We start from the raw sequence: 15,934 nt of genomic DNA, 5'->3' as shown, positions 1-15,934 counted from the left end.
TCAGAACGCCGTCCCTGCCCGCTTCGGCTTCGGCTCCTCGGCCTCGCGCGGCAGCGGCGTGATTTTGAGCGCGGTGATGCGGTTGCGCTCGCGACGCAGCACTCGGAAACGGCAGCCGTGGAAAGTGAAATTCTGGCCGCGCTCGGGAATCGAACGCGCCTCGTGAATCACGAGGCCCGCAACGGTGGTCGCCTCCTCATCGGGCAGATGCCAGTTCATGGCGCGGTTGAGATCGCGGATCGGCACCGATCCGTCGACCACCACGGAGCCGTCCGCCTGGACGCGGACGCCGGCGACCACGACGTCATGCTCGTCCGAAATATCACCGACGATCTCCTCCAGAACATCTTCCAGCGTCACCATGCCTTCGACCTCGCCATATTCGTCGACGACGAGCGCAAAGTGGGTCTTGCGGCGGCGGAACGCCTTCAACTGCTCGGACAAGGGCCGCATCTCCGGCACGAACCAGGGCGGCAGCATGATCGCCGAGACGTTGATGCGCGAGGTGTCGCCTTCGGACGCACGAATCGCGCGCAACAGATCCTTGGCGTGCAGCACGCCGATGATGTTCTCGGGCTTGTCGCGCCACAGCGGAATGCGGGTGTACTCGGTCGCCAGCACCTCGCGCACCAATTCGTCCGGCGGCAGGTCGGCATTGATCATCACCATCGCGGTGCGATGGACCATGACGTCGGAGACGGCGAGGTCTCCGAAACGGAAGACGTTGTGGATGTATTCGGCCTCGCCGCTTTCGATGCCGCCGTGCACGGCCGATTCCTCCACCAGCCCCTCGATCTCGGAGTCGGTGAGGATTTCATGCTGCGAGGATTCCTCCACGCCGAACATGCGCAGGATCCCGCGCGAGGCGGTATTGAGCAGCCAGTTCAGCGGATAGAACACCAGATAGGACAAATAGAGCGGGTACGCGATCCACTGCGAGACCGGCGTCGGCTGGCGGATCGCAAACGTCTTCGGCACCTGCTCGCCGATCACGATGTGCAGCGAGGAGAACACCAGAAAGCCGGCCACAAACGACACGAAGTGCAGCGTGCGTTCCGACATGCCGAGTGGAACGAGCAGCGGCTCGAGCAGCGCCGAAACCGTGGGCTCGCCGACCCAGCCGAGGCCGAGGGAAGCCATGGTAATGCCAAGCTGGCAACAAGCGAGGTAGGCCTCGATATTGCCCATCATGCCATGCAGCAGGTGGGCGCCGAAGCGGTCCTGCTCGACCATCGCCCTGATCCGAAACCCGCGGCTTTTAACCAGCGCAAACTCAGCCGCCACGTAAAACGCGTTGGCGGCGAGCAGCAAAATCGCGAGCAGCAGATTGAACGCGGTCGAACTCATATATGCCTCGTGGCGGCCGCGGCCCCGCGCGACGCTTGCACCAGGCTGCGTCCGGATAGGGCCGTCTTCATCCCGCCAGCTTCTGTTGCAGGAAATCGCGAACCAGCGCGGGCTCGACATCGTTTGCGACCACCGCGCGGCCAATCGCCTGCAGCAGGATGAAGGTCAGCTTGCCGCGCTTGACCTTCTTGTCCTGCGCCATCAGCGCCATCAAGGCGTCGGCATCGGCCAGCCCTTCCTGGGCAAAGCCCGCAACGTCCTGCAAATGGGTCGGCAGGCCGACGGACGCAAGGTGGCGTTCGACGCGGGTGGCGTCGGCCTCCGAGATCATGCCGAGTTGCGCTGAAAACTCCGCCGCCAGCACCATCCCGACGGAGACACCTTCGCCGTGGAACAGGCGGTCGGAAAAACCGGTCGCGGCTTCCAGCGCGTGGCCGAATGTGTGGCCGAGATTGAGCAGCGCGCGCTCACCGGTTTCACGCTCGTCGCGGGAGACGATCGCCGCCTTGGCGCGGCAGGAGGTCGCGATCGCGTGCTCACGCGCTGCACCGCCGGAGAAGATGTCGGCGTGGTTGGCTTCGAGCCAGCTGAAAAAGGCTTCGTCGCCGAGCACGCCATACTTGGCGACTTCGGCGTAGCCGGCGCGGAACTGGCGCGGCGAGAGCGTGTCGAGCACGGATGTGTCGGCGATCACCAAAACCGGTTGATGGAAGGCGCCGAGCAAATTCTTGCCCTGCGGCGAGTTGATGCCGGTCTTGCCGCCGACCGACGAATCGACCTGGGCCAATAGCGACGTCGGCACCTGCACGAAATCGACGCCGCGGCGCAGGATCGCGGCTGCAAAACCGGCGAGATCGCCGACCACACCGCCGCCGAGCGCGATCACCAGATCGTTGCGCTCGATCTTGGCCGCGATCAGCGCCTCGGAGACCTTTTCGAGACCGGCATAGGTCTTTGACCCCTCGCCTTCCTCGACGACGATGCGCGAAATCGGGACGCCGGCTTCCGCCAGCGAGCGCTCGGTCGGCTCCAGCCAGTGTTGCGCCACGGTGTGATCGGTGACAACAGCGGTGCGCACGCCCGGACGCAGCGCGGCAACGCGCTGCCCCAGCGATTGCAGCACGCCACGGCCGATGACAATGTCATAGGTCCGCTCGCCGAGCGCGACGTCGACCGTGATGTCGGCGGAATGTTTCAATGGCGCAGTCATGGCGTGACGCTGATCCCGTCGGTTGTCGGCTGGGCAGAAGGGCCGCCTGCGCACAGCCGGGCACGCAAGGCATCGATACATTCGTCGACGATGCGGTCGTGCGGCACGTCGCGCGAGGCGATCGTCAGGTCGGCGGTCCGATAGACCGGCTCGCGCGCTTCGAGCAGACGGCTGACGGTCGCAACGGGATCCTCGGTCTGCAGCAGCGGCCGGTCGGCGCGGCGCTTGACGCGCTTCATGATGACGTCGACATCCGCCTTGAGCCAGATCGAGACCGCCTTGTCGCGGATGCGGTTGCGGGTCTCCTCGCGCATGAAGGCGCCGCCGCCGGTGGCAATCACAGCCGGCCCGCTGTCGAGCAGCCGCGCGATCACCCGCGCCTCGCCATCCCGGAAATAGGGCTCCCCGTGGGTTGCAAAGATTTCCGGGATCGTCATGCCCGCGTGGGCCACCTCGATTTCGATATCGGCGTCGAGAAATCGCAAGCCGAGCCGGGCCGCCAGCCGCCGGCCGATGGTGGACTTGCCGGCCCCCATCATGCCGACCAGCACGAGCGAACGCCTTCCCAGCGCCGACGTGATGTCGGCCTCCTGGGTAGGGCTCGTTGGTGCCGATGCGGCGGTCTCGGACATCAAAACTCTGCTCTTTTGCGCGATTTGGCCGGCGCTGCGACACCTATACTACCCCCTTTGACGCCGTTGCCAGAGACTCTTGCCAGGGGAAGAGGAACATGTTGGATGATTTCATTGGTTAATTCGCCGCCCTGAGCCCTCTATGCCCAGTTTGTTCCGCTTTCTGACGGTCGTCGGCATCATCGCCGGGGTGATCTATGGCGTCATTTTTGCGCTGGCGAATTTCGTCACCCCAAAGCCCCGGGAAATGACAGTCACCATCCCCGCAGACAAGTTCCTCAAGAAATAGCCGCTATCGTCTGATTGGTGAGAGACCGACTCGGGGGAGAGGCATCTCACTTACGGAGATGTCGGGGTAATGCGTTCCAGCAAGACGGCCAAAGACGAGAAACTGATTAACCTGTTCCTCGACATGCTCGCGGCGGAACAGGGAGCAGGCGTCAACACGCTCGATGCCTATCGCCGCGACCTCACGGATTTTTCCGAGTTTCTCGGGCGTAAGGGAAAAGGCTTTACCAGCGCCGGAACGGATGTGCTGCGCGATTACCTCGCCGACCTCGATACCCGCGGCTTCAAATCCTCCAGCGTGGCGCGCCGCCTGTCGGCCATGCGCCACCTGTTCCGCTTTCTCCTGAACGAGCGCATCCGCACCGACGATCCGGCGGCGATCCTGTCCGGCCCGAAACGCGGCCGTGGGCTGCCGAAGGTGCTATCGATAGCGGACGTCGACCGCATGCTGACGCGGGCCAAGGAAGTGACGGCGGCGGAGAACGCTTCGCCACAGCAGCGGCTGCGTGCGATGCGGCTGCATTGCCTTCTGGAAATCCTCTACGCCACTGGGTTGCGCGTCTCGGAACTGGTGGCATTGCCGCTGTCGGCCGCGCGGCGCGATGCCCGCATGATCATGGTGCGCGGCAAGGGCAACAAGGAGCGGCTGGTGCCGCTCAACGAGGCATCGCGGCAGGCGATGGCCGACTATCTCGCCGCGATGGAAGCGCTCCGGCCCGGGAAGAAGGATGCCACCATCTCGAAATGGCTGTTTCCCTCTTTCGGCGAGAGCGGCCATCTGACACGGCAGCATTTCGCCCGCGACCTGAAGGAACTGGCGGCCGCGTCGGGCCTCGCGCCGCGGCTGGTCTCCCCGCACGTGCTACGCCACGCCTTTGCCAGCCATCTGCTGCATAACGGCGCGGACCTGCGCATCGTACAGACGCTGCTCGGCCACACCGATATCTCCACCACCCAGATCTATACCCATGTGGTCGAGGAGCGGCTGAAAAGCCTGGTGCGGGACCTGCACCCGCTGGCGGAGAAGTAACCTTCGAACCAACACCCGCCTTGACTTCCGCGGCTTCTCCCCCGAAACAGCCGTCCCGCCCGCGGCCTTGTTTGGCGCGCTTTCGGAACAACCGGGGTCGCCCGGCCGAGATGCGCGCTAAATCATTGAAGATGCGTGCTTTCCTGGAGCGAAGCGAAAACCGCTTCGCCTCATAGCGCGTTGTTACCTATATTGCCTTGATGCCGGATCAGATGCGCAGCTATCTCGACTTCGAAAAACCAGTCGCCGAGCTTGAAGCCAAGGTCGATGAATTGCGCGCGCTGGCAGCGTCCGGCAGCGACATCGGCGACGAGATCTCGCGGATCGAGGATAAGGCGCAGCAGGCGCTGGCAGACCTTTATGCCAATCTGACGCCCTGGCAGAAGACGCTGGTGGCTCGCCATCCGCAGCGCCCGCATTTCACCGATTTCGTCGGCGCGCTCATTACCGAATTCACCCCGCTCGCCGGCGACCGCAAATTCGCCGACGACGAGGCGCTGATGGGCGGCTTCGGCCGTTTCCGCGGCGAAAGCATCTGCGTGATCGGCCAGGAAAAGGGCGCTACTACCGATAGCCGCATCAAGCATAATTTCGGCATGGCCCGCCCCGAAGGCTACCGCAAGGCCGTGCGGCTGATGGAGATGGCGGACCGCTTCGGCATTCCCGTGCTGTCGCTGGTCGATTCGGCCGGCGCCTATCCCGGCATCGGCGCCGAGGAGCGCGGCGTGGCGGAAGCGATCGCGCGCTCGACCGACACCTGCCTCTCGCTCGGCGTCCCCAATGTGGCGATCATCACCGGCGAGGGCATGTCCGGCGGCGCCATTGCCATCACCACCGCCAACAAGGTGCTGATGTTCGAGCACGCGATCTACAGCGTGATCTCGCCGGAAGCGGCCTCCTCGATCCTGTGGCGCGACGGCACCAAGGCCCAGGAAGTCGCCACCAACATGAAGATCACCGCGCAAGATATGCTGCGCTTCGGCGTGATCGATCAAATCCTGAAAGAGCCCTCGGGTGGTGCCCACCGCGATCCCGCCGCCATGATTTCAGCGACGGGCGATGCCATCGCCGAGGCCTTTAGCGACCTCCGCACCCTCGATGCGGATGCCATCCGGCGGCACCGGCGGCAGAAATTCCTGGATATCGGCCGCAAGCTCGGCTGATTGCGCCCCGCATCTGATTTAGCTTGATGCGCCCGGCCTACCCGCCGCACTCATTAATGACCTCTAAACGGCCATTATTTTCGCCAGGGCGCTTGATTCGGCCGCAATTAGGCCCCGAGACCGGTCTTTAGTTTCTGTTGACCATGCCTGCCGTGGCAGCCGCTGGACGGTCTCGTTCGGGTTGCGGCGCAGTGGGGCGATGGCTAATATTTTAGACAATGGCTTCAGGGCATGTCGCTGTGATTTGGGGTGCGAAAATGCCCGGTGGGTGTGGAGCTTAGCCTTTGATTAACCGCTCGCTGGTTCGCGCGCTTGTCACGTCGGTTGCCCTCATGGCCACCGGCGTATTGATATCCGGCTGCAACGGCGACGATATTTCCCTGGCCAACAACGCCAAGGCCAACCAGCCGGTGCCGCCCAAACTGGTCGCAGATATGGCGGCAAAGGATATGGATCTGCAGTCGCCGATCCTGGTCCGGCTGTTCAAGCAGGAAGCCGAGCTGGAAATCTGGAAGCAGGACCGCTCCGGCCGCTTTGCCCTGCTCAAGACCTATCCGATCTGCCGCTGGTCGGGCGATCTCGGCCCCAAGATCCGTGAAGGCGATCGTCAGGCGCCGGAAGGCTTCTATTCGATCTCGCCGGCGCAGATGAATCCGCAATCGGCCTATTACCTCTCCTTCAACACCGGCTACCCCAACGCGTTCGACAAGGCGCTCGGCCGCACCGGCTCGCAATTGATGGTGCATGGCGACTGCTCCTCGCGCGGCTGCTACGCGATGACCGACGAGCAGATCGCGGAAATCTATTCGCTTGGCCGCGAATCCTTCTTCGGCGGCCAGAAGTCGTTCCAGTTGCAGGCCTATCCGTTCCGGATGACGCCGGCCAACCTGGCGAAGCACCGCAACAACCCGAACATGCCGTTCTGGAAAATGATCAAGGAAGGCAACGATCATTTCGAGGTGACGCGGCAGGAGCCGAAGGTCGATTTCTGCGAAAAGAAATACGTGTTCGACGCCGCCAAGCCGCCGAACGCGACCAAGGATCCGGTGTTCGATGCTTCGGCGAAATGCCCGGCCTATGTCATCCCCGACGAGATCGCCGATGCCGTGCGCGAAAAGCAGGCGACTGACCTTGCCGAAACCGCCAGGCTGATCGCGAAGGGGACTCCCGTCGCGCGGATCAACACCGGCATCGACGGCGGCATGCACAAGGTGTTCGCGGCACGCGTGCCCGAGGGTAGCACCGGTCTTTCAGAACCCGGCGATGGCTCCAGCCTTTCGTTGATGGCGCGCGCACCCGGCACGGTTCCGTCCCACGTCAATCCGCCGAAAGCTCCGTCCGAAAACCTGCTGATGGGTCCGCCCGAGCAGCCGAAACTGGCCGCTGCGCCGGCGGCTGCGCCTGCCGCCGCCCCAGCGCCGACGCGGGTCGCCAATGCGGCGCCGACATCGCAGGATGACGGCTTCTTCTCCAACCTCGCTCGTAAAGTGGGTCTCGGTGGCGCCGCCGACGCTACCGCCAGCACGCCGCCGTCCAAGCCGAAGGCACCCGAGGCCAAGGCGGCACCGCGTCCCGACACGTCCGCGGCGAAGACCACGGCACCGAAGCCCGACGCCAAGCAGGCTGCCGCCACCCGTCCGCCGCTGAAACCGGCGGTGTCGGATAGCGCCGCCCCCGCCAAGGACAATCAGGTCGCAGGCTCCGCGCCGATCGTGTCGACGAATTCGTTCGACAGCCGCTTTGGCGCGGTGAAGTAGCGCAATTGTCGCAGAGACATTTCCCGTGGCTGTCGCCGCAGCGAGCAGCCACCCATATCCAGCAATCTCGGCCGTTAGAGGGAACCGCAGCCCTGGCCACGCGAACAACTGACGTGAGGGATCGTTCGGCCTTGCCATAGACCTCAATCGCCCCCGCGTGAGCCCGAGCATGGCAAGCGAAATGGCGGCGAAAGCGAAATGATAATCACGCTGAAGAAGCGCGTGATCAGGATCTGGTAAGAAAGCGTTGCCGAGGCAAGCCCAAAAAATCGCCAGACAATAACGGCCTGGAATGCGGGTCATGGTATGCAAAACGCTGTCCTCGAATCGGCTCTAAACAGAGCCTTCCAAGTGCGTCCTGACCGGCTCGCAAATGCGCAACCACAACGATGCCCGCAACTTCCTGACAACCGGTCACCGGCCCGCGGACTTATAGATCCCGAACTCAATGCTTGGCGAAAACCTGATGGCAGTCTGGTCCAAAAGCCTGCCGGCACAGCTTCCCCCTCCCTGGCGGGAGGGTTAAGACAAGCTTACGCGTACTTGCCGTGGCAGTGCTTGTACTTCTTGCCGCTACCGCAGGGGCAGTCCTCATTGCGCCCGACCTTACCCCAGCTTGCGGGGTTTTTCGGATCACGATCGGCGGCGGAGACTTGAGGCACCAGCGAGGCATTGGCGAAGGCTAGCTCGTCCTCGCCGGTGTTCGGATCGAACTTGTGCGCCTCCATCGCCGGCAGCACCGGCTGCTGCTCTTCCGGCGGCACGATCTCGACCCGCATCAACTGTGCGGTAACCGCCTCGCGCAAATGTGCGCCCATGGTTTCGAACAGGTTGAAAGCTTCGAGCTTGTATTCCTGCAAGGGATCGCGCTGGCCGTAACCGCGCAGGCCGATCACCTGACGCAGATGGTCGAGCATGATCAGATGCTCGCGCCAGAGATGATCGAGTGTCTGCAACAGGATCGTCTTCTCGACGTAGCGCATCACGTCGGGTCCCCATTGCGCGACCTTGGCCGCCATGCGCTCGTCGACATGCTTCTCGATGCGCGAAAGCAGCTCCTCGTCGGCGATGCCCTCTTCCTTGGCCCATTCGTCGACCGGAAGATCGACGTCGAGCACGCGCTTCAATTCTTCCTTCAGCCCCGCGGTGTCCCACTGCTCGGCATACGCATGCTCGGGGATGTGCTTGGCGACCACGTCGTCAATGAAGGCGTGGCGCATGTCGGTCACGGTTTCGGCGACGCTGTCGTCCTTCATCAGATCGACGCGCTGGTCGAAGATCACCTTGCGCTGGTCGTTCTGGACGTTGTCGAACTTCAGCAGGTTCTTGCGGATGTCGAAGTTGCGCGCCTCGACCTTCTGCTGCGCCTTCTCCAGGGCCTTGTTGATCCAGGGATGAATGATGGCCTCGCCCTCCTTCAGGCCGAGCCGCTGCAGCATGCTGTCGAGGCGGTCGGAGCCGAAGATCCGCATCAAATCATCTTCCAGCGACAGGAAGAATTTTGAGCGGCCCGGATCGCCCTGACGGCCGGAACGGCCGCGGAGCTGATTGTCGATGCGGCGGGATTCGTGGCGCTCGGAGCCCATGATGTAGAGCCCGCCGGGCTTGGTCACGGTCTTGGCCGGCTTGCTTCCCTTGGCCGGCTCGATCTCCACCACTTCCTCGGCCTTCAGCACGATCTCGCGGAAGCGCTCGATGTCGGCCTTGATCAACTCGATCTTCTTGGCCTTCTCGGCCTCGTCGGTGATATTGGCGGTCTCCTGAAGGATCCGCATTTCGAGCGAGCCGCCGAGCTTGATGTCGGTACCGCGACCGGCCATGTTGGTCGCAATCGTGATCGCGCCGGGGACGCCGGCCTCGGCGACGATATAGGCTTCCTGTTCGTGGAAGCGCGCGTTCAAGACCGCGAACAGCTTTGCGGGCTTGCCGGCGCGCGCCGCGGCATAGAGCTTCTCCAGCGCGGCCTCGTTCTCGAAATCGATCTGCTTGTAACCGTGCTTCTTCAGATATTCGGCCAGCACTTCCGATTTTTCGATCGAGGCGGTGCCGACCAGCACCGGCTGCAGCCGTGCATTGGCGCGCTCGATCTCGGCCAGGATCGCTGCGTATTTTTCGGTCTGGGTGCGGTAGACCTCGTCGTCCTCGTCGAGGCGCGCCACCGGAAGGTTGGTCGGGATTTCCACGACCTCGAGCTTGTAGATGTCGAACAATTCGTCGGCTTCGGTCGCAGCCGTACCTGTCATGCCCGCGAGCTTTTCGTACATCCGGAAATAGTTTTGGAACGTGATCGAGGCCAGCGTCTGGTTTTCCGGCTGGACCTGGACGTGCTCCTTGGCTTCCAGCGCCTGATGCAGGCCTTCGGAATAGCGCCGGCCCGGCATCATGCGCCCCGTGAACTCGTCGATGATCACGACTTCGTCGTTGCGGACGATGTAATCCTTATCGCGGGTGAACAGCGAGTGCGCGCGCAGCGCCTGGTTGACGTGGTGCACGACGGAGACGTTCTCGACGTCGTAGAGCGATTCACCCTTGAGCTGGCCGGCGTCGCGCAGCAGCGTCTCGATCTTCTCCATGCCGCCTTCGGTCAGCGTCACAGTGCGCTGCTTCTCATCGACCTCGAAGTCGACGACCTTCTGCAGCTTCGGCATGAAGGTGTCGATGGTGTTGTAGAAATCCGAACGGTCGTCGAGCGGACCGGAGATGATCAGCGGCGTGCGCGCCTCGTCGATCAGGATCGAGTCGACCTCGTCGACGATCGCATAATAGTGCCCGCGCTGGACCATGTCCTCCAGCCGGTACTTCATGTTGTCGCGCAGATAGTCGAAGCCGTATTCGTTGTTGGTGCCGTAGGTGATGTCGCAACCGTAGGCGGCCTTGCGCTCGGTATCGTCCAGACCGTGCACGATCACGCCGGTGGTCATCCCGAGGAAAGAATAGATCTGGCCCATCCAGGCGGAGTCGCGGCGGGCGAGATAGTCGTTGACGGTCACGACATGGACGCCCCTGCCGGCCAGCGCGTTGAGATAGACCGCAAGCGTCGCCACCAGCGTCTTGCCTTCGCCGGTCTTCATTTCGGCGATATCGCCCTCATGCAGCACCATGCCGCCGATTAGCTGGACGTCGAAATGCCGCTGGCCGAGGGTGCGCTTGGCGGCCTCGCGCACGGTGGCGAAGGCCGGAACCAGAATATCGTCGAGGGTCTTGCCGTCGGCGAGCTGCTGGCGGAATTCGGCGGTGCGGGCTTTCAGCGCCTCGTCCGACAGCTTCGAAAGCTCGGGTTCAAGCGCGTTGATGGCGTTGACGCGGGATTGATATCCCTTCACCCGCCGGTCGTTGGCGGAGCCGAAAAACTTGCGGGCGAGCGCGCCGATCATGCCAATTCCTGCCTTTGCCGTTACTTGCGATGCAAGCCGTGACGTGGTCCACCAAGTTGCCTATCAACTCACCGTGACGCATCGCGGCAAATACCCCGTTCCGGGGCGTCATCCGCCTAATGAGTGGGAATTAAGCAATCCAAGGTTCAACGGCAAAAAACGCAGCAAAATAAGCGCTATCGCCGCCATACGATCCGGCACAGATATGGCTGGGTCCGGGGCTTGTCAACGTGGGTCCATCTGTCAAGGAATTCATCATTTTGACAGACTTTTCGCGTTGCCAAGGCCGCATGATTGGGCGAGTGTCCCGCCGCCTTTGACGCCCCCTCCTTCAAGACAAGGATTTTCCATGACCACCTCGTTCCCGGAAATGAAAACCGGCCTGCACTTCGGCATGGCCTGCTTACGGGATTCTTTGGCCGCAACAGCCTGCCTGGCGGCGGTTCTGACCGTGAGCCTGCCGGTTCACGCCCAGGACAACCCCGTTCTCGCCAAAGTTAACGGTGCGGAGATCCGCCAGAGCGATGTTGCACTCGCGGAAGAGGAACTCGGCCCCAGCCTCGCGCAAATGGACCCGGCGACCAAGAAGGACAACGTGCTGGCGTTCCTGATCGACCTGAAAATCGTCGCCAAGGCCGCCGAGGACAAGAAGATCGAGAATTCCGAGGACTTCAAGAAGCGGCTGGCGTTCACCCGCAGCCGCCTTCTGATGGACAGCCTGCTCGCCAGCGAGGGCAAGACCGCGACCACCGACGAGGCCATGAAGAAGGTCTATGAGGAGGCCGCCAAGCAGATCACCGGCGAAATGGAAGTCCACGCCCGGCACATCCTGGTGGAGAGCGAGGACGAGGCCAAGGCGATCGCGGAAGAGCTGAAGAAGGGCGCCGACTTCGCCGAGCTGGCGAAGAAGAAGTCGAAGGATCCCGGCGCTTCCGATGGCGGCGATCTCGGCTTCTTCACCAAGGAACAGATGGTGCCGGAATTCTCCGCCGTCGCGTTCACGCTCGAGCCCGGCAAGATCTCCGATCCCGTCAAGTCGCAGTTCGGCTGGCACCTCATCAAGGTCGAGGAAAAGCGCGCCCGCAAGGCCCCCGACTTCGAGCAGGTCAAGGCCCAGATCGAGACCTATGTAACGCGCAAGGCGCAGGCCGAATACGTCGCCAAGCTGCGCGAAGCCGCCAAGGTCGAGCGCATGGATAAGCCGGCCGAAGCTGCCAAGACCGACGCCAAGCCGGACGCCGCCAAGCCTGCCGATTCCAAGATGGCGCCGGCGAAGAAGTAAATCGACTTCGCACTCAGACTTCAGTATTGAGACGTCATGCCCGGCCTTGTGCCGGGCATCCACGTCTTAAGGACGTCATTGGCGGCTGCTGAAGACGTGGATGGCCGGGAGCACAGACAAGTGTACGTGGTCTGGGCAAAGCAGACTACTGTGCCTGGCCATGACGATCGATCTTGATCCCCACGCTCGGATTTCTGGCCCCATGTCCACTACCGTCTCTCCCCTTGCCCCGACCGATGTCCCCGCGATGCCCGCGATCGCGGGCGTGAAGCTCGCGACCGCCGCCGCCGGCATCCGCTACAAGGGACGCACCGATGTGCTGCTCGCCGTGATGGACAAGGGCACCACCGTTGCCGGCGTGTTCACCAAATCGAAATGTCCGTCGGCGCCGGTGGAATGGTGCCGCGCCAAGCTTGGCCGAGGCGGATCTTCTAAGGGAGGATTTGCCCGCGCGCTGGTGGTGAATTCCGGCAATGCCAACGCGTTCACCGGCAAGACCGGCCGGCAGGCGACGGCGCTGACGGCCGCGATTGCGTCCAAGGCTGTCAGTTGCAGCGCCAACGAAGTGTTTCTGGCATCCACCGGCGTGATCGGCGAGCCGCTGGATGCCACCAAGTTCGACGGCGTGCTGGCGACCCTGGCGGAAACCGCCGCGCCCGACCACTGGATGGACGCGGCACGCGCGATCATGACCACCGATACCTTTCCGAAGGTCGCGACCGCCACGGTGAAGCTCGGCAAGGCCAAGGTCACCATCAACGGCATGGCCAAGGGCGCCGGCATGATCGCCCCCGACATGGCGACCATGCTGTCCTTCGTGTTCACCGATGCGCCGCTCTCGTCCGCCGTGCTGCAGTCGCTGCTCAAGAGCGGCGTCGAGGACACTTTCAACGCCATCACCATCGATAGCGACACCTCGACGTCGGATACGCTCTTGGCCTTTGCGACCGGCACGGCCGCGGTCAGTGGCGCGCCGAAGATCGGCCGCGCCAGCGATCCCCGGCTGAAGGCATTCGCCAAGGCGTTCCACGACGTGCTGGCCAACCTTGCCGAACAGGTGGCGCGCGATGGCGAAGGCGCACGCAAGCTGGTCGAAGTGATCGTCGAAGGCGCAACCACAAAGGCCTCGGCGCGCAAGATCGCCATGTCGATTGCGAATTCGCCGCTGGTGAAGACCGCGATCGCCGGCGAAGACGCCAATTGGGGTCGCGTGGTGATGGCGGTCGGCAAGGCCGGCGAGCCCGCCAACCGCGACAAGCTCTCAATCTCGTTCAACGGCATTCGTGTCGCCAGGAGCGGTGCGCGCGACCCGTCCTACAACGAGGCTGAGGTCTCCGAGGTGATGAAAAGCCCGAAGATCCAGATCAAGGTCGCGCTCGGCCTCGGCAAGGGCCGCGACCGGGTGCTCACCTGCGACCTCACCAAGGAGTATGTCGCGATCAACGGCGATTACCGGTCGTAAGCGAGACAGCGCCGCAATGGCCGACATCAAGCTCACTCTCGTGGTCGCCTGCGCCCTGGTCGATGCCGACAAGCGCGTGCTGATCGCGCAACGGCCCGAGGGCAAGGCCCTCGCCGGACTGTGGGAGTTTCCCGGCGGCAAGGTCGAGCCTGGCGAACGGCCGGAGCAGACCCTGATCCGCGAACTGCATGAGGAACTCGGCATCGACGTCAGCGAGCCCTGCCTGGCGCCACTGACCTTTGCGAGCTACGCCTATGACAGCTTCCATCTGCTGATGCCGCTCTACATCTGCCGCCGCTGGGAAGGTTTGGTGATCGCCCGCGAAGGCCAGCAGCTGGCCTGGGTCCGCGCCAACCGACTGCGGGATTACCCGATGCCACCTGCTGATATTCCGCTGATCCCGCATCTGATCGACTTGTTGATGTGAGGCGGGAGGTCGGCGGCCCCCGGCGCATGATGAGTGGCGTTGCATCGATCGATCGCAGGTGCAAAGCACGATGATCCCGCGCCCCCTGGAGGCCCGCATGGTCTCTTCGCCGGCACACGCAGGGTCAGGACACGAAATCGCGAAAACAACCCCATGCAAAGTAGAATGGGCCTGGTCCGCCGAAGGGAATTGCGCGTCAATCGCGCTTCGTGCGCTGTACGGCCGCTTCCAGGCTTGCTTTCGCTGAGCCCGGCTTCAGCGGCTTCTGCTGGCTCTCGTGCGGCGCCCAGCCGGACAGCCAGACAATATCGAAGGTCGCGCGGATACGGCCATCGGCATCGGCAAAACGCTCGCCGTAAATCTGCGCCATCCGCAGCATGGTAGCGCGGCGGGTCGGCACTCGCCGCCGCTCGATCAGGATATTGCTCGCGCCCATCCGCCTGAGATCGGCCATCAGCGCGAACGCGCTGTCATAGCGCACCACGACGCGGTCGACGTCGGTGACCGGCAGTGCGAGCCCTGCACGCTGCAACAGGCCGCCGATGTCGCGCAAGTCCGCAAACGGCGCGACGCGCGGCGACATCCCGCCCTCGCATTCGGCCTCCGCCGCGGCAAAGCTTTGTCTGAGCTCCGTCAACGTATCGCCACCGATCATCGCCGCCAGCAACAGCCCGTCGGGTTTGAGCGCTCGGCGGATCTGCGCCAGCACCCCAGGGAGATCGTTGACGAATTGAAAGGCCAGCGCGGAGACAATGAGGTCGACCGATTCCGGTTGCAGCGGCAGTGTTTCCGTTTCAACGGGATCGAGGTGGGTGACGGACTTGAAGCGATCGCCTGGCGGCGTTTGCAGCAGCTCGCCCGGCGTCCAGATATCGGCCACGTCGGCAAAACGCCGCGTCACCGCCTGCAACCGCTCTTCAAAATCTTCCCGCACGCGGTCGAGCAGAAACGTCACCGACCCGCCGCGCCGCGCACGATCGAGCCGCGCGCGCAACAGCGCACGGTCGAACAGGATAGGCGCGAGGAGCGCGTTCGAAGCCATGCGCGGTTGGTACGCCGGCTGCCCTTCGCTGGCAATGCCGTGCTTGAGCCGAACTCGCCGCGGCGCTAGCCTCATTGGATGGACGCCGAGGCATCACCATCACGCTCCATCTCCGGCCATTTGCGTGGCGCGCTTGGCGCCTGCCGCGACATGCTCGCGCATCTTCCGCGGCTTGCCCTCGATATCGCACTGCCGACGCTATGCGTTTCATGCCGCGAACCGGTCGATGGCGAGGGCGTCTGCGCCGCGTGCTGGGCGAAATTATCGTTCATCGCGCCGCCTTATTGTCCGCGGCTCGGCATCCCCTTCGTCTACGATCCCGGTCCGGAATTGCTGTCGATGGAGGCAATCGCGAGCCCACCGGCCTACCAGCGCGCCCGCGCCGCGGTGCGCTATGATGACGTCGCCCGCACGCTGGTGCATTCGCTGAAGTACCAGGATCGCACCGATCTGGCGCCGGCGATGGGACGCTGGATGGCCCGCGCGGGCAGGGAATTGCTCGATGAGGCCGATGTGCTGGTGCCGGTTCCGCTGCATTGGCGGCGCGGATGGAGCCGCCGCTACAACCAGTCCGGCGCGCTGGCGCGGGTGATTTCGCGCCAAAGCGGCGTGAAACTGGCCTCCGAGGCGCTCCGCCGCATCCGCCCCACCGAGCAGCAGATCGGGCTATCCCGGCCCCAGCGCACCACAAACGTCCAGGGCGCCTTCAAAATCGCCGCTGAGCGCAACGCGGATATTGCCGGCCGCCGCGTCATCCTGATTGACGATGTCTTGACAACCGGCGCCACGGCGGACGCCTGCGCCCGCGCCCTGCTCCGCGCCAAAGCCGCGCAGGTCGACGTGCTGGTATTCGCGCGGGTTGTGGACAGCCATCGGGCACCCATATAATTCAAAGACTTGCCAAATCAGAGCGCTACTAC

13 protein-coding genes are annotated in these 15,934 nt (G+C 63.6%); 8 read left to right on the top strand and 5 right to left on the bottom strand.

Annotated features, from left to right (window positions below; all coding sequences use genetic code 11):
- From HCN50_RS09325 to HCN50_RS09315, 3 genes are all read right to left on the bottom strand, one after another.
- Positions 1 to 1,347, bottom strand: a complete 1,347-nt coding sequence (locus HCN50_RS09325) for a hemolysin family protein (RefSeq protein WP_171709355.1) — start codon at positions 1,345 to 1,347, stop codon at positions 1 to 3.
- Positions 1,348 to 1,414: 67 nt separating this feature from the next.
- Positions 1,415 to 2,557 carry a 3-dehydroquinate synthase gene (aroB, locus tag HCN50_RS09320; RefSeq protein ID WP_171709354.1) on the bottom strand — a complete coding sequence of 381 codons (1,143 nt, stop codon included), beginning with the start codon at positions 2,555 to 2,557 and terminating at the stop codon, positions 1,415 to 1,417.
- The gene (locus HCN50_RS09315) at positions 2,554 to 3,189 is read right to left on the bottom strand and encodes a shikimate kinase (RefSeq protein WP_171709353.1); all 636 of its coding nucleotides are present in this window, start codon (positions 3,187 to 3,189) and stop codon (positions 2,554 to 2,556) included. The genes aroB and HCN50_RS09315 overlap by 4 nt, the downstream gene beginning before the upstream one ends.
- Before the next feature lie 142 nt (positions 3,190 to 3,331).
- On the opposite strand from HCN50_RS09315, the gene HCN50_RS09310 reads away from it, so the two are divergent.
- The 4 genes from HCN50_RS09310 (at position 3,332) to HCN50_RS09295 (ending at position 7,427) form a co-directional block, all read left to right on the top strand.
- Complete coding sequence (locus HCN50_RS09310) at positions 3,332 to 3,478, top strand: histidine kinase (RefSeq protein ID WP_171709352.1); 147 nt, start codon at positions 3,332 to 3,334, stop codon at positions 3,476 to 3,478.
- Positions 3,479 to 3,547: 69 nt separating this feature from the next.
- A complete protein-coding gene (xerD, locus tag HCN50_RS09305) occupies positions 3,548 to 4,507 on the top strand; it encodes a site-specific tyrosine recombinase XerD (protein ID WP_171709351.1) in 960 nt (319 codons plus the stop codon).
- A 200-nt stretch (positions 4,508 to 4,707) separates the two neighbouring features.
- Positions 4,708 to 5,670 carry an acetyl-CoA carboxylase carboxyltransferase subunit alpha gene (locus HCN50_RS09300; protein WP_171709350.1) on the top strand — a complete coding sequence of 321 codons (963 nt, stop codon included), beginning with the start codon at positions 4,708 to 4,710 and terminating at the stop codon, positions 5,668 to 5,670.
- A 284-nt stretch (positions 5,671 to 5,954) separates the two neighbouring features.
- Positions 5,955 to 7,427, top strand: coding sequence for a L,D-transpeptidase family protein (locus HCN50_RS09295; RefSeq protein WP_171709349.1), 1,473 nt, complete (start codon positions 5,955 to 5,957; stop codon positions 7,425 to 7,427).
- A 533-nt stretch (positions 7,428 to 7,960) separates the two neighbouring features.
- Here HCN50_RS09295 and secA read toward each other — a convergent pair.
- On the bottom strand, positions 7,961 to 10,801 hold the full coding sequence (gene secA, locus HCN50_RS09290) for a preprotein translocase subunit SecA (protein ID WP_171709348.1): 2,841 nt from the start codon (positions 10,799 to 10,801) through the stop codon (positions 7,961 to 7,963).
- 349 nt (positions 10,802 to 11,150) lie between these two features.
- Here secA and HCN50_RS09285 point away from each other — a divergent pair, with 349 nt between their 5' ends.
- From HCN50_RS09285 to HCN50_RS09275, 3 genes are all read left to right on the top strand, one after another.
- Positions 11,151 to 12,083: a peptidylprolyl isomerase gene (locus HCN50_RS09285; RefSeq protein WP_171709347.1), complete on the top strand. Its 933-nt coding sequence runs from the start codon at positions 11,151 to 11,153 to the stop codon at positions 12,081 to 12,083.
- A gap of 202 nt (positions 12,084 to 12,285) precedes the next feature.
- Positions 12,286 to 13,545 (top strand): bifunctional glutamate N-acetyltransferase/amino-acid acetyltransferase ArgJ, encoded by a 1,260-nt coding sequence (argJ, locus tag HCN50_RS09280; protein ID WP_171709346.1) that lies wholly within the window; start codon positions 12,286 to 12,288, stop codon positions 13,543 to 13,545.
- A gap of 16 nt (positions 13,546 to 13,561) precedes the next feature.
- Complete coding sequence (locus tag HCN50_RS09275) at positions 13,562 to 13,972, top strand: (deoxy)nucleoside triphosphate pyrophosphohydrolase (protein WP_171709345.1); 411 nt, start codon at positions 13,562 to 13,564, stop codon at positions 13,970 to 13,972.
- A 196-nt stretch (positions 13,973 to 14,168) separates the two neighbouring features.
- Here HCN50_RS09275 and HCN50_RS09270 read toward each other — a convergent pair whose 3' ends face one another.
- On the bottom strand, positions 14,169 to 15,014 hold the full coding sequence (locus HCN50_RS09270; protein ID WP_171709344.1) for a methyltransferase domain-containing protein: 846 nt from the start codon (positions 15,012 to 15,014) through the stop codon (positions 14,169 to 14,171).
- Between the two features lie 78 nt (positions 15,015 to 15,092).
- Here HCN50_RS09270 and HCN50_RS09265 point away from each other — a divergent pair, with 78 nt between their 5' ends.
- On the top strand, positions 15,093 to 15,902 hold the full coding sequence (locus HCN50_RS09265) for a ComF family protein (RefSeq protein ID WP_171709343.1): 810 nt from the start codon (positions 15,093 to 15,095) through the stop codon (positions 15,900 to 15,902).
- Positions 15,903 to 15,934 lie beyond the last annotated feature (32 nt).

The sequence above is a fragment of the Bradyrhizobium archetypum genome, assembly GCF_013114835.1.
In the GTDB taxonomy this organism is placed as follows: domain Bacteria; phylum Pseudomonadota; class Alphaproteobacteria; order Rhizobiales; family Xanthobacteraceae; genus Bradyrhizobium; species Bradyrhizobium archetypum.
Note: the sequence above shows the minus strand (reverse complement) of the source record. Positions and strands in the feature narration are given on the sequence as shown.